General features: G+C 69.1%; 14 protein-coding genes. 6 read left to right on the top strand and 8 right to left on the bottom strand.

Translation table 11 applies throughout. The features are described 5' to 3' along the window. Positions 1 to 20: 20 nt before the first annotated feature. Complete coding sequence (locus tag BKY59_RS16655; RefSeq protein ID WP_076073245.1) at positions 21 to 614, bottom strand: DedA family protein; 594 nt, start codon at positions 612 to 614, stop codon at positions 21 to 23. A gap of 66 nt (positions 615 to 680) precedes the next feature. Then, positions 681 to 962 carry a DUF4169 family protein gene (locus BKY59_RS16650; protein WP_338056553.1) on the bottom strand — a complete coding sequence of 94 codons (282 nt, stop codon included), beginning with the start codon at positions 960 to 962 and terminating at the stop codon, positions 681 to 683. Positions 963 to 990: 28 nt separating this feature from the next. Here BKY59_RS16650 and rnc point away from each other — a divergent pair, with 28 nt between their 5' ends. Genes rnc through BKY59_RS16635 form a run of 3 tightly spaced genes read left to right on the top strand, consistent with a single transcriptional unit; the run spans position 991 to position 3,037 of the window. Then, positions 991 to 1,659, top strand: a complete 669-nt coding sequence (gene rnc / locus BKY59_RS16645; RefSeq protein WP_076073347.1) for a ribonuclease III — start codon at positions 991 to 993, stop codon at positions 1,657 to 1,659. Positions 1,660 to 1,661: 2 nt separating this feature from the next. Beyond that, entirely contained in the window at positions 1,662 to 2,588 is a 927-nt protein-coding gene (gene era, locus BKY59_RS16640) for a GTPase Era (RefSeq protein WP_076073346.1), read from the top strand. Positions 2,589 to 2,599: 11 nt separating this feature from the next. Next, positions 2,600 to 3,037: a c-type cytochrome gene (locus BKY59_RS16635; RefSeq protein ID WP_076073243.1), complete on the top strand. Its 438-nt coding sequence runs from the start codon at positions 2,600 to 2,602 to the stop codon at positions 3,035 to 3,037. 52 nt (positions 3,038 to 3,089) lie between these two features. Here BKY59_RS16635 and BKY59_RS16630 read toward each other — a convergent pair whose 3' ends face one another. Together BKY59_RS16630 and BKY59_RS16625 are read right to left on the bottom strand one after the other, a co-directional pair. Next, positions 3,090 to 3,452 carry a hypothetical protein gene (locus BKY59_RS16630; protein ID WP_076073242.1) on the bottom strand — a complete coding sequence of 121 codons (363 nt, stop codon included), beginning with the start codon at positions 3,450 to 3,452 and terminating at the stop codon, positions 3,090 to 3,092. A 224-nt stretch (positions 3,453 to 3,676) separates the two neighbouring features. Beyond that, positions 3,677 to 4,672, bottom strand: a complete 996-nt coding sequence (locus BKY59_RS16625; protein ID WP_076073241.1) for an SDR family oxidoreductase — start codon at positions 4,670 to 4,672, stop codon at positions 3,677 to 3,679. Between the two features lie 496 nt (positions 4,673 to 5,168). Here BKY59_RS16625 and BKY59_RS16620 point away from each other — a divergent pair, with 496 nt between their 5' ends. Beyond that, entirely contained in the window at positions 5,169 to 6,095 is a 927-nt protein-coding gene (locus tag BKY59_RS16620) for a hypothetical protein (RefSeq protein WP_076073240.1), read from the top strand. A 297-nt stretch (positions 6,096 to 6,392) separates the two neighbouring features. After that, the gene (locus BKY59_RS16615; protein WP_076073239.1) at positions 6,393 to 7,259 is read left to right on the top strand and encodes a hypothetical protein; all 867 of its coding nucleotides are present in this window, start codon (positions 6,393 to 6,395) and stop codon (positions 7,257 to 7,259) included. An 18-nt stretch (positions 7,260 to 7,277) separates the two neighbouring features. Here the strand turns inward: BKY59_RS16615 and leuD are convergent, their stop codons facing one another. The 3 genes from leuD to BKY59_RS16600 form a co-directional block, all read right to left on the bottom strand. Further along, positions 7,278 to 7,859, bottom strand: a complete 582-nt coding sequence (leuD, locus tag BKY59_RS16610; RefSeq protein WP_076073238.1) for a 3-isopropylmalate dehydratase small subunit — start codon at positions 7,857 to 7,859, stop codon at positions 7,278 to 7,280. After that, entirely contained in the window at positions 7,856 to 9,295 is a 1,440-nt protein-coding gene (leuC, locus tag BKY59_RS16605; RefSeq protein WP_076073237.1) for a 3-isopropylmalate dehydratase large subunit, read from the bottom strand. Before leuC ends, leuD begins: the two co-directional genes overlap by 4 nt. Positions 9,296 to 9,507: 212 nt before the next feature. Continuing rightward, a complete protein-coding gene (locus BKY59_RS16600) occupies positions 9,508 to 10,803 on the bottom strand; it encodes a serine hydrolase domain-containing protein (RefSeq protein ID WP_129586442.1) in 1,296 nt (431 codons plus the stop codon). A gap of 174 nt (positions 10,804 to 10,977) precedes the next feature. On the opposite strand from BKY59_RS16600, the gene BKY59_RS16595 reads away from it, so the two are divergent. Next, positions 10,978 to 12,153, top strand: coding sequence for a TonB family protein (locus tag BKY59_RS16595; RefSeq protein ID WP_083672209.1), 1,176 nt, complete (start codon positions 10,978 to 10,980; stop codon positions 12,151 to 12,153). Between the two features lie 22 nt (positions 12,154 to 12,175). Here BKY59_RS16595 and BKY59_RS16590 read toward each other — a convergent pair whose 3' ends face one another. Continuing rightward, entirely contained in the window at positions 12,176 to 13,705 is a 1,530-nt protein-coding gene (locus BKY59_RS16590; RefSeq protein ID WP_076073234.1) for a hypothetical protein, read from the bottom strand. Positions 13,706 to 14,008: the final 303 nt, after the last annotated feature.

The raw sequence follows: 14,008 nt of genomic DNA, 5'->3' as shown, positions 1-14,008 counted from the left end.
ATCGAAGTTTTACACTCGGATCATCCTGGCCCGTCCTCCGGCATCCGGGCCACGTGCCGCACCCACAGGAAGCGTGCCCCGGTGGCGACCGCCGCGATGCCCGCCGCCGCCGCCAGCAATGTCGGCAACGCCGGCAAGTGCGCCCGGAACCGCCCCGCCAGCTCCTCGATCCACTCGCCGAAGGCATAGCCCAGCCCGGTGAAGGTCGCCGCCCACAACAGGGCCGCAACCGCGTTCAGCACCACGAACCGAAGCGCCGGCACCTGCGACGTCCCGATCGCCACCGGGCTCACCGTGCGCAACCCGTACAGGAACCGGAACGCCAGGATGAACCCGACCGGATGGCGTTCCAGCGTCCGCAGCGCACGCGCGAAGGCCGGCCGCACCATAATCCGCCGGACGCGCGGATGGTCGCGATACCGCCGGCCCAGCGCGAAGAAGACCTGATCGGACGTGAACGATCCACCCGCCGCCGCCAGCGCCGCCCCCCACAGCGGCACCAGGTCGCGGTGCGCCAGCACCCCGCCGGTCAGGACCACGGTCTCCCCCTCCAGCCCGGCACCCACGAACAGCGCGATCAGGCCATATTGGGCCACCAGGCTTTCGATCGACATGCCGCCGACACTGCCCGAACTCCGCGCCGTCCGCCACAACGCAACAAACTTCTTGGCCCCTCTCCTTCAGGGGAAGGGTTGGGTTGGGGGCGACGGCTCCCCTGGAACTGTCTCATCCGCCGGTCCGGACTTGACGTCCACCTCCAGCAGGGCCCCATCCAGCACCCGCGCCGCCCGCGCCCGCTCCGCCTTTTCGCCGGCTACTCCCGCCTTGCTCCGCCCGAACTGCGCCCGGCGCACGGCCGCCGTCTCGGCCGCCACCACGCGTGCCTTCGCCTTGCGCGCCTGCCGCAGGTTCACGATCTCGCCCATGCGCACGGCGATACCGCCATCGGGCCATCGACGCAAAGCCCCTCCCTGCGCTATGGCCGCGGGAATGACCGCCGATCCCCTTGCCGCCTGGCTGCCCGACGCGCTGGGTCACCAGCCGCGCGACATCGCCCTGTTCCGCCGCGCGCTGACGCACAGCAGCCATGCCGGGGCCACCTACGAACGGCTCGAATTCCTCGGCGACCGCGTGCTCGGCCTCGTCGCGGCGGACTGGCTCTACGGCCTGTTCCCCGATGAGCCCGAGGGCACGCTGTCGCGCCGCATCAACGCGATCGTCAGCCGCGAAACCTGCGCCGTCGTCGGCCGCGCGATCGGTGTCGATCGCATGCTCCGTTTGGGCAAGCAGGCGCGCGACGACGGCGCGGTCAACAGCGGCAACGTCGTGGGCGACGCGGTGGAGGCGCTGATCGGCGCGCTGTATCTGGAAGGCGGGCTGCCCGCCGCCGCCGCGTTCGTCCGGCGCGCCTGGGGGTCGCTGGTCGATGCCGACGCGCAGGCCCCGCGCCACCCCAAGTCCGCGTTGCAGGAATGGGCCGCCGCCCACCGCTGCCGCCCGCCCGTCTACACGCTGGTCGGCCGCACCGGCGCGCACCATGCCCCGCGCTTCACCGTCGCCGTCGCCATCCCCGGCCGGGCCGAGGCACAGGCCGACGGCGCATCGAAACAGGAGGCCGAGACCGAGGCCGCCACCAAATTACTGGAGTCCCTGACGTGAGCCTGCCCGACACCAACGACCAAGCCCCCGATATCTCCGACCAGCGCTGCGGGTTCGTCGCCGTCGTCGGAGCGCCCAATGCCGGCAAGTCGACGCTGGTCAACGCGCTCGTCGGGCAGAAGGTCGCCATCGTCAGCCCGAAGGCGCAGACCACCCGCGTCCGGCTGATGGGCGTCGCACTCGAAGGCGCGTCCCAGGTCCTGCTCGTCGATACGCCCGGCATCTTCGAACCGCGCCGCCGGCTCGACCGCGCAATGGTCGCCGCCGCCTGGGGCGGTGCGCAGGACGCCGACGTCATCGCCTTCGTCATCGATGCCAAGACCGGCCTGACGAAGCGCCTCGAACCGCTCGTCGCATCGCTGGCCGAACGCCGCGAACCCAAGCTGGTGATCCTCAACAAGGTCGACGTCACCCCGAAGGAGAAGCTCCTCGAACTCGCCATGCGGCTCCAGGAACTGCTGAACCCGGAGGAGATCTTCATGATCGCCGCCAGCACCGGCGACGGCGTGGCCGGCCTCAAGGCCGCGCTGGCCACACGCGTCCCCGCCGGCCCCTGGCACTTCCCGGAGGATCAGGTCAGCGACGCCACCGACCGCATGATGGCGGCCGAGGTCACGCGTGAACAGCTCTACCTCCAGCTCCACGCCGAACTGCCCTACGCCTCGGCGATCGAGACCGAGAAATATGAGGAACGCAAGGACGGCTCCGTCGTGATCCACCAGCAGATCCACGTCGGCCGCGACACGCAGAAGGCGATCGTGCTGGGCGCAAAGGGCGTCCGCCTCAAGGAAATCGGCACCCGCGCCCGCGCCGAGCTGGAACATCTCCTCGACCGCAAGGTCCACCTCTTCCTGCACGTCAAGGTCAACCCGAAATGGGAGGAAGACCGCGGCCTCTACAAGGAAATCGGCCTGGACTGGGTGGAGTAGGACCGTCGATCATGACGCGCGTCCCGCTCCTGCTGATCGGCGGCACCGCGATGGCGCTCGTCGCGACGCTGCTGTTCGTGCCGCATGGTCCGGCACGGCGGACCGGGCCGGTCGCGGCCTCGCTCGACGGTCGTCTCGCGGCGGCCGACGCCGGTAACGGCGCACGCATCTTTCGGCGCTGCGCCGCCTGTCATACCGTCGGTGCGAACGGCGGTGACACCGATGGCCCGAACCTGCACGGCGTCGTCGGCCAGCCGATCGCCAGACGCCGCCCGCGTTTCGCCTACACCGCGTCGCTCGCCGCGGTCGGCGGCACCTGGACGCCCACCCGCCTCGACGCGTGGCTGGCGAACCCCCGCGCGGTCGCGCCCGGAACCAGCATGGCGTTCGCCGGCCTGCCCGATCCACAGGACCGGGCGGACGTCATCGCCTATCTTCGGACCCGGTAACGCGCCTGACCGGTCGCTCCGTCCGCAAGATCCGCGGCAACGCGACGCTGCGTCATTCGGCGGGCGCCTTGCGGCTGTGATGCCAGTACAGCCAGCCCAGCCCCACCGGGGCGATGAGGATCGCCATCATCCAGCATATCATCATGGTCGCCAGCTTCAGGACCATCAGGATCAGTGCGGGCATGAAGAAGATGTTGTCGCCGAACACGAACCGGAAACACCCTTCCCAGACGAACCTCGCATAAGGATAGAGCAGGGTATTGACGAGAAGCCAGACCAGCAGGCCCGGCGTCGCGGGGCGACCCACCGTCTGCAACCAGAAGATCCCGGCGGCGATCAGGAAACCGAAGAACAGCTGGCGCAGATAATATTGCCGGCTGAGCCCGCCAAAGGTTTTCGTCAAGAACGCCGTCATCTGCAATCCCCCGCCCCAGTTCATCACGCGGTCACCACACGCCGATGGCGACGCCTGTTGACGCGGCGATACAACAGCCGTTGCGATTGTCCGTCAACCGCATTCCGCTACGGATCGACCGAAAGTACAGCGGTTAACCACGCCATGTAACGCGACGGGTATTGCGTCGCCTGCTCGGTTATCGGCGGTAAACCATGTTCATCCCGCCGGTCGCGGGCCGATACTCACGGATGTCCCTTTCCCCCATGCGCCCCGACCGCGGTGCCGGTGCTGAAGCTCGCCTCGTCCGATGCCAGCGCCACGTACAGGCTGCCCAGTTCCGCCGGCTGCCCCGCGCGGCCGAGCGGGGTGTCCTGTCCGAACTCGCCCATCGTGCCGGGCAACTGCCCGCCAGCCACCTGCAACGGCGTCCAGATCGGACCGGGGGCGACCGCATTCACGCGGATACCCTTCTTCGCCAGCTGCTTGGCCATGCCCTTCGTCAGGTTCAGGATCGCCGCCTTGGTCGCGGCATAGTCGATCAGCTCCTCGCCCGGGTCGTAGCTGTTGACCGAGATCGTATTGATGATGACCGATCCCGGCGGCAGGCTCGGGACCGCTGCCTTGCTCACCCGGAACACATGATAGACGTTCGTCTTGAACGTCCGGTCGAACTGCTCGTCCGTGATCTCCAGGATGTCCGCCTTGCTCTGCTGGTACGCGGCATTGTTCACCACGATGTCCAGCCCGCCCAGCCCGGCGATCGCCTTGCGCACGATCCCCTCGCACGCCTCCAGCGTCCGGATGTCGGCCGGGATCGCCACCGCCTTGCGCCCCGCCTGGCGGATCAGCGCGACGACCTCGCGCGCGTCCGGCTCCTCCGTCGGGTAATAGTTGATCGCGACGTCGGCTCCCTCGCGCGCGAACGCGATCGCCGCCGCCCGGCCGATCCCGCTGTCCCCGCCGGTAATCAGCGCCTTGCGCCCGGTCAGCTTGCCAGACCCGCGGTAGCTCGTCTCGCCATGGTCCGGCTTCGGCGTCATCTTGCTCGCCAGCGCCGGCCAGGGCTGGCGCTGCTCGGGAAACGGCGTGTTGGTATATTTGGTCCGCGGATCCCGCAGCGAGGGTGCCGCGCCACCACCAACGCCCGCCTGCGCCAGCCCCGGCGCTGCGGTCGCCGCCGCAATCCCCGCCGCTGCGCCGCCCAGAACCGTCCGTCGCGAAGTGCCGTCGCCGTCCATCTGCCGTCTCCGTATCCGTGTCCCCCCTCAACGGACGACGCGGCCAGACGTTCAGACGGCCAAGCTCAAACCCAGCCCCGTTCCGCGCCCACCTTCGCCTCATAGGCCGAGATCGCATCGCCCTGCGCCATCGTCAGGCCGATCTCGTCCAGCCCGTGCATCAGGCAGTCGCGCCGGAACGGGTCGATCGTGAAGCTGTAGGTCCTGGTACGGCGTCGTCACGGTGCCGCCCTTCAGCTCCGCCGTCCGCGCTTCACCTGTGCCGCAGCCCTGGCCGCGTTGCGGGATCGGGACACCCTACGGCTCGACGCCTGGCTGACCACCCCGCACACAATGCCCCGGGCACGAACACGGCGTTCCCAACCTCCGCGACGCTCAGAACCGCGCCCTATCTGGCCGCATCGGCAGGCTGACCGACTCCGCAGAAACCGCTTTCCATGAGCCTTGGAAGCGTTAGTTTCGGAAGCGATATGTAAGGGCCCAAGGTGATCGTGACATGAAACGCGCAATCCTCTCCCTTCTCGCGGCGCTGGCTGCCGCCCCCGCGGTCGCCCAGACCGCATCGACCACCCCCGTTACCCCTGTTACGGCAACGCCGGCCGACACGGACAATGCCGTCGTCGTCCAGGGCATGACGCGCAGAAGCCTGAACGACGTCGTCAGCGCGATGATCCAGCCCGAACCCGGGGTGCCCATCGCCAAATTCCGCGACTGGCTCTGCGTCGCGGTCCAGGGGCTTCGGCCCGAATTCAAACAGATCCTCGAAAACCGCATCCGACAGGTGGCACAGGACGCCCGCATACGGGTGCGGACTCAAGGGTGCCAGCCCAACCTGCTCGTCGTCGCGCCGCCCGATCCGGACGGTTTCGCCGACAAGCTGACGCGCGATCACCCGATGCTGTTCGGCGATCCCGCTATCGGCGTGGCACCCCAGTCGCTGATCACCGCCCTGCGCAAGCCCAGGCCGGTGCGCTGGTTCGCTGCCACCTACATTCAGACCACCGCCAGCCTTGGCAGCTCGTCCATGTTAGCGACGCCGACAGTCAGCCTCGTCAGCATGTGGCGGCTCAAGGCACCGACGCGGGCCGACAAGCTCCTGAACGTCGTGATCCTCGACATGGACAAGCTGAACGGCCTCAGCTGGAAGCAACTCGGCGACTATATCGCCCTGGTCTTCTTCACCAGTCCGAAGATGGACGCGACCTTTCCCAGCGGGACGACGCTGCTGTCGCTGTTCGCGGATCGCGATGCGGGCCGGCCGTTGCTCCCCGAACGCACCCGGCTCGATCGGTCGCTGCTGGCCGCCACCTACGGCGTCGATGAAAATCTGTCCGCGCCGCTGCAACGCACACGGATTATCGACGATGTCGTGAAACAGCGGGTTGTTCTGCCCGCAGATCCGACCGCTGCCGGCGAAAACTGACGCCGGGCGGGGCGGCGCGCGGCCCGGTTCAAACCCAGCCCCCTCCGCGTCCACCTTCGCCTCCTAGACGGAGATCGCGTCGTCCAGCGCTACCCGCGTTTCGCCTGTAGCGCCGCCCTGGCTTCGGCTGGCGGGATCTGGGCATCAGCACGGCCTTCGCGACGCTCGGGACCGCGCCGACGGCACTGCCTGTCTGGCCGCATCGGCACGCTGACCGACTCCAGGTCATCCCGCTTTCAATATGCGCTGAATGAGGTATCTTCTCGACAACGTGCAGCCGGACGAGGCGATCGTACCATGAAATGCGCAGCCACCCTCTTCGTTTTTCTGCTGGCTGCCGCCCCTGCGGCGGCCCAGACCGAACGCACCACCGCCGTCGCGCCGGTGATGCAGGACGACGCCGTCATCATCGATGGACTGACGCGCGAACGGTTGAACGACGTCGTCAGCGTCATGATCCAGGCCAGGCCAAGAACCCCGATCTCCAAGTTTCGTAACTGGCTGTGCGTCTCTGTCGAAGGACTCCAGCCGGAATTCAAACGGATCCTGGAAAACCGCATCCGACAGGTGGCAAAGGACGCCGCCGTTCGTCAGCGGACCGGGCGGTGCCAGCCCAACCTGCTCGTTGTCGCTCCGCCCGATCCGGACGGCTTTGCCGAAAAGCTGACACGCGACCATCCGATGCTGTTTGGCGATCCCGAACGCGGCATGGCCCCCCGGTCGTTGATCAATGCCCTTCGCAAATCGCGGCCGGTGCGGTGGTTTGATGTCACCGACATTAAGGGGACTTCCGGCGGCATGTGGCGGCTGCAGGCGCCGGCGCGTGCCGACAAACTGCTAAGCGTCGTGATCCTCGACATGGACAAGCTGAACGGCCTCAGCTGGAAACAGCTTGGCGACTATATCGGCCTCGTCTCCTTCGCCAATCCGAAGATGGACGCGACCTTTCCCACCGGCACGACGCTGCTGTCGCTGTTCGCGGATCGCGATGCGGGCCGGCCGTTGCTACCCGAACGCACCCGGCTCGATCGGTCGCTGCTGGCCGCCACCTATGCCGTCGATCAGAACCTGGCCGTGCCGCTGCAACGCACGCGGATCATCGACGATGTCGCGAAACAGCGTGTCGTTCTGCCCGCAGATCCGACCGTGGCCGGCGAAAACTGAAGCCGGGCGGCGCGGGGCTCAAACCCAGCCCCGCTCCGCGCCCACTTTCGCCTCATAGGCCGAAATCGCATCGCCCTGCGCCATCGTCAGGCCGATCTCGTCCAGCCCGTGCATCAGGCAGTCGCGCCGGAACGGGTCGATCGTGAAGCTGTAGCGGTCCTGGTACGGCGTCGTCACGGTGCAGCTTTCCAGGTCCACCGTCACCGGCAAGCCCTCCGCCGCGACCACCATCAGCCGGTCGACCGCATCCTGCGGCAACACCACCGGCACGATCCCGTTCTTGACCGCATTGCCGGAAAAAATATCGGAATAGGACGGCGCGATCACGGCCTGCACGCCCATGTCACCCAGCGCCCAGGCCGCATGTTCGCGGCTCGACCCGCAACCGAAATTGTCGCCCGCGATCAGCACCGGCGCCCCAACGTAACGCGGGTCGTCGAACACGTTCCCCGGCTCGCGCCGCACAACCTCGAACGCGCCGCGGCCCAGGCCCGACCGGCTGATCGTCTTCAGATAATGCGCCGGGATGATGACGTCGGTGTCGACATTCTTCCGCCCGAACGGGATCGCGCGGCCCTCGACCTTCACGACCGGGTTCATGCCGCCGCTCCCATCAGTTCCCGCACATCGGTCAGCCGCCCGGTCACCGCCGCCGCCGCCGCCATCGCGGGGGACAGCAGATGCGTCCGCGCCCCCGGCCCCTGCCGCCCGACGAAGTTCCGGTTGCTGGTCGATGCGCAGCGCATCCCCGGCGGCACCTTGTCCGGGTTCATCGCCAGGCACATCGAACAGCCCGGCTCGCGCCATTCGAAGCCCGCGTCCACGAACACACGGTCCAGCCCCTCCGCCTCCGCCTGCCGCTTCACCAGTCCCGACCCCGGCACGACCAAAGCCTGCGCCACGCCCGGCGCGACATGCCGCCCGCGCACCACGTCGGCCGCGGCGCGCAGGTCCTCGATCCGGCTGTTCGTGCAACTGCCGATGAACACCATGTCGACGCCGACATCCTGCATCCGCGTGCCCGGCACCAGGCCCATATAGTCGAGCGACTTCTGCGCTGCGGCCTGCTTCGACGGATCGGCGAAGCTCATCGGATCAGGCACCACGCCGGTGATCGGCACGACGTCCTCCGGGCTCGTCCCCCAGGTCAGGCTCGGCGCGATCTCGCCCGCGTCGATCACCACCACCTTGTCGTACGCCGCACCCGGATCGGTCGCCAGCGTCCGCCACCACGCGACCGCCGCGTCCCACTGCGCGCCCACCGGCGCCATCGGTCGGCCTTTCAAATACGCAAAGGTCGTCTCGTCCGGCGCCACCAGCCCGGCGCGCGCGCCCGCCTCGATCGACATGTTGGCGACCGTCAGTCGCCCCTCGATCGACATCTCGCGGAACACGTTGCCGGTATATTCGATCACATGGCCGGTCCCGCCCGCCGCGCCGATCCGCCCGATGATGTGCAGGATCACGTCCTTCGGCGTCACCCCCGCGCCCAGCACGCCGTCCACACGCACCTCCATCGACTGCGACCGTTGCAGCAGCAGCGTCTGCGTGGCGAGCACATGCTCCACCTCCGACGTGCCGATCCCGAACGCCAGCGCGCCCAGCGCGCCGTGGCTGGCGGTATGGCTGTCGCCGCAGACGACGGTCGTGCCCGGCAGGGTGAAGCCCTGTTCCGGCCCCACGACATGCACGATCCCCTGCTCGGCGGCGACCGCATCGATATAGCGGATGCCGGCCGCCGGCGCATTGCGGGCCAGCGCCGCCAGCTGCGCGGCCGACTCCAGGTCGGCGATCGGCAGGCGCTGACCCTGCGCGTCCACCCGCCGCGTCGTCGGCAGGTTGTGGTCCGGCACCGCCAGCGTCAGGTCCGGCCGCCGCACCGTCCGCCCCGCGGCGCGCAGCCCCTCGAACGCCTGCGGGCTCGTCACCTCATGAACCAGGTGCCGGTCGATATAGATCAGCGCGGTGCCGTCGGCGCGCGTATCGACGACATGCGCGTCCCAGATCTTGGCATACAGCGTCTTCGGTTCGGTCATCGCGGGGGGCCTCGGCAGCTATTGCCCGCGCCGTACACTTTCGGTGTATCGATGGCAAAGCACCTGCGAACCCCCGCATTGCCCCCGCCCCCGTCATTCCGGCGAACGCCGGAATCCATTATCACTCCGTCACCACCGGCAATGACCGCAGTGATTATGGATCCTGACGTCCGTCAGGATGACAGTCGAGACGGCAGCGCGCTAACGCGACCCTACTTTCCCAACTCCAGATAATCCGTCGCCGGCAACCCGTACAACGCGTCGAACAGTTCCAGCGGCAATCCCACCGGCTTCGGGCTCTCGCTGTTCCACAGCATCGCGATCCCGACCCTCTCGACCGGGTCGAACAGGATCAGCGACCGATACCCCGACACCGCCCCCCGATGCCCGACCAGCAAATGCCCGCCCAGCCGGTGGTTGCGCCAGCCCAGCGCATAACGCCCGTCCGTCATCGTGCGGTCGAACGTCCCCTGCCGCCCGCGCGGCACCTTGATGCGGGGGCGGTGCAGGTCGTCGAGCAGCGCCTGCCGCAATACCCGCGGGCTCCCGCCCATCTGCGCCTTCAGCCACAGCGCGAGGTCGCCGATCGAACTGTTCACGCCCCCGGCCGCGGGCACCCGGTAATAGGGTTCCTCCACGGTCAGCACGCGCGTGCCCTTGGTCGGCCGCGCCCAGCTCGCCGCCCCGGTCAGCCCCGCCCGCCCGATCGATGCGTTCACCATTCCCAGCGGACCGAACAGCATCGACTGCGCGGTGCTGGCATAACTCCGTCCGGTCACCTTCGCGACGATCTCGGTCACCGTGTCGAACGCGATGTTCTGATAGGCGAAACACGCGCCCGGCGAACAGACGGCCGGCAGCGCGGCATACATTCCGCGGATGAGGGCCGGGTCCATCCCGTCCTCCAGCTTGTCGTCATAGGCGTTCTTCACGATGCCCAGGCGGTGCGACAGCACGTCCTCGATCGTCGCGAACCGTTCCTTGCCGTTCGGCAGGCGCAGCGTGGTGCGGTACTGCGTCACCGGCGACAGGAGCGACAATTTGCGGTCCGCCGCCAGCTTCTCGACCGTCGTCGCCGCCACTGTCTTGGACAGCGATGCCCAGCGAAACACCGTGCGCGACGTCACCGGATCGCCCGCCGCCCCCGGTTCCGTCCGGCCATATCCCTTGACGAAGGTGACGCGCGATCCCTCGACTACCGTGACGCCCAGCCCGGTCATTCCAGGCGTCCGCATCAACCCTTCGATGCGGCGGTCCAGCCGCGCATAATCCACGCGGTTCCGCCCCGCCTCCACCGTCGCGATCCGCCCGCTGCTTGCGCGCGCCGCGTCCGGCATCACCGCCGCGGCCCCGGGCTGCGCGCCCGGCGTATCGGTCGCCGATCCGCCCTGCCACCCGGCGATGGCCGCCACGCCGATCATCAGCGCCGCCCCGGCAACGGCCGCCCTGGTCCCGATCGGCCGGCGTCCGGTGCGCGAGGTCAGGCCTGTCGCTCTGGTGAATTTCATGACCTCGCTCTAACCCCCGCCGCCATTGGGCAAAAGCTCCGCTCGGCGCGCTAAGCGCTCCGCTGGGCCGGGCACGGATCGTCGGCGCAGCCCCGCCCCGCCTGCAATTCGCTTCCGCCGCGGCACCGGCCACGCTATGCCTGCACCGCCCGCACTCCGCCGACGGAGACCGACATGACGCTTGCAAGAACCCTGTTCGCGCTCCTTGTCGTCCAGGTGCCCCCGCCGGCCATGACCCCGCCACACATCGTGCGGGCGCAGGATTTCCCGCTCTTCCCAAGCGCCGCCCCGACCTACGATCTGGTCAGCTTTGTTCCCGGCCCGGTCCGCTGCGATCTTGCCGCCGTCCGGCCGGAACGGGTCGTCACGCCGTTCGACACCAGCACGGCCCGCTACGCCCGACCCACCGGCCTGCTGCGGCCGCGACCCGCTGCCGGCGTCCGCATGTTCGATTTCGCGATCGACACCGCCGGACGCCCGGTTACCATCCGCCAACGCCCGCCTGCGCCGGAACATTTCGGCGACGATGGCGATCTCGCGCCCGCGCTGGCCGCGTGGCGGTTCCCCGCCGGGGCGGCGCGCACCGCCTGCACCGTCGGTTTCGCGGTCACGACCACGCCGATCGACCGTGCGCCCGTCGCTTCGCTCGCCCGCCTGCTGGCCGGGCCGACCGTCGGCCCCGCCGGTGCCACGGCCTTCGCGCGGCTCAAACCGGCAGGCACGACCTGCTACGACCCGCCTCGCGCCAACGTCCGGTCGATGAACTATCCCCCGTTCGAACGCTTCACCGAACCGAATGGCGACTGGAACCACATCTATCTCAGCTACGATATCAACGCAGCCGGCAAGCCTGTCGCGGTACGGACGATCGCATCCAGCGGCAACGCGGCGTTCGACGCCGCCGCGCGTGCGGCGCTCGCCCGCAACCGGTACGAACCCGGCGTCCGCAGCGGTTGCCTGATGCGCTATCACAGCGGCAGCGCGCCGATGCCCGAACCCGCCGCATCCGCCGCACCGGTCGCCACCAAGGGACCGGACTGCCCGGCGGACCTGCGCCAGGTAATGACCCTGCCGCCCGGCCGCCCCTACCCACCCGGCTTCATGCGGCGCGGCATCACCGGTTCGGCCACCGTGCGGTTCGACGTCGCGTCCTGGGGCAAGACCGGCAATGTCACGGTGCTGACGGCCGAACCGGCCGAAGCGTTCGGACGAACCGCGCGCATGATGATCGAGCAGGCGACCATCGTGCCCAGCCCCAGCGGCTATCGCGGTTGCGTCTCGACGGTCCGTTTCCGCCTGCCGGATCGGGGCGACACCGCGGCGCCCGGCGCGTGGCTGGCACCCGACTGAATCCGGCGCGACCCGGCCTGGCTCACCGCCGCACGCACGCCATCACGCCGGTCGCCTCGCTCACCCGGTGCCAGCACCGCCAGCCGGGCCGACCGGGCGAACCGGGCGAACCGGGCGAACCGGGCGACCCGGGATAGCGCACGGCGATCTCCGGCGGAAACCGCGCCGCCACACCGCGCCGGCGGTCATAATACCACAGGATCGCCGGGCGCACGGCCCCGCGGGTCGCCGCGATCAACCGCGGATGCGGATCGCCCTCACCGGCCAGCGTCACGGACGACACCGCCGGATGCTGCCCGGCGCGGGTCAGGAACGCCGCGCCCAGTTGCGCCAGCGATCCTGCATCCGCCCCGCTCGTTCCCGGAGTGTCGGCTGCGAACACCAGCCGGTCGGGCCGCGCGGGCGCGATGAAGTCCGACGCATCCTCCCACCCGGACCGGCTCTGTTCGGCGATGAACGCGGACAGCGCCCCCGCCTTCAGCGCGAACGCGAGGAACGGGGCGAGCAGCAGCGCGAATCCGATCCGTGGCTGCGGCACGCGCTCTACGATCAGCACCAGCCCGAGCAGGATCGCCGGCACGACCGGCGTCAGGTAGCGCGGCGACAGCATCGGCCGCGCCGTACCCACGCCCATGACCACCAGCAGCGCGATCCCCCCCGCCGCCGCGACCCAGACCAGCGCCGCGCCTGCCCCGTCCATTGTCTTGCGGCGCCCCGCCCAGGCGGCAACGATCAGGATCGCCAGCACCATCGCCGGAAACACCGGCGTCAGCGGCCCGACCGTGAACGCCACGAACTGCCACGCGGTCGCAAGGGTCACGCGACCATACCAGGCCACGTCTGGCGCGCTCCAGTGCAGCAGGCGCGGCAGATGATACAGCCCCCACGCCGCGACCGGCAGGTAGGCCGCCAGCGCCGGCCAGGTCCGCACCGCCGCCCGCCGGTGCCGCGCCAGATAGATCACGCCCTGCACCGCCACCGGGAAGACCGCGAAATAATGGGTGAGCATCGCCGTGGCACCGATGACGCACCAGATCGCGGCTCGACGCCGGCTCGGCACGGCCAGCACGTCCGCAAACGCGATCGTCCCGGCCGTCGCCAGTAGCAGCAGCAGTCCGTAACAGCGCGCCTCGACCGAAAACAGGATGCCCGGCACCCAACAGAACAGCAACGCGCCCCACGTCGCCCGCCCCGCCCCCGACAGCCCGTCCACCCGCCATATCAGCGGCAGCGCGGCCGCGGCGATCACGCACGACAGGCTTGGCAGCAGCAGCGCAAGGTTCCCGGTGCCGACGATCCCCGTCCACAGCCGCAGCAGCAGATAATAAAGCGGCGCGTTGGGATCGAGCCATACCTCGCGCGCGAACCCGGCCAGATCCGGCTGCGCGACGATCATCAGCGTCCACGTCTCGTCATACCAGAGCGCGATGCCCGGGACCAACCACAGCCGCACGCCCAGCACCGCCAGGCACCCGCCGACGATCAGCACCCGCAACAATACCCGCCCCTCCGGCCGCTCGGTCACCCGTGGCGCATACGCAAGACCTGCCATGCCGCCCGCCTACCGCAAACGCCCTACCGCCCGGTTAACCCTGACCTCGGCCGGCGAAGAGCTTTGGTATCCGCGAACTACCGATCGTCGTCCGGGGAAGTATCTCGCCCTCGGTGAAGTCCCGCCACCAGCCCCCGTCATCCCGGACCTGATCCGGGATCCCGAGTCACAAGCGCTGTCCTTGCGCCCCTGGCCCCCGATCGGTCCGGGACGACGCCTGCCGCGCGCTTGGCCGAACCGACTGGTTCAATCCCCGATCCGTTTGGTTCAAGCCTGTCGAGAACCTTGCGCTGGGTTCTCGAC

This window comes from Sphingomonas montana (genome assembly GCF_001956315.1).
Taxonomy (GTDB): Bacteria; Pseudomonadota; Alphaproteobacteria; order Sphingomonadales; family Sphingomonadaceae; genus Sphingomonas_R; species Sphingomonas_R montana.
Note: the sequence above shows the minus strand (reverse complement) of the source record. Positions and strands in the feature narration are given on the sequence as shown.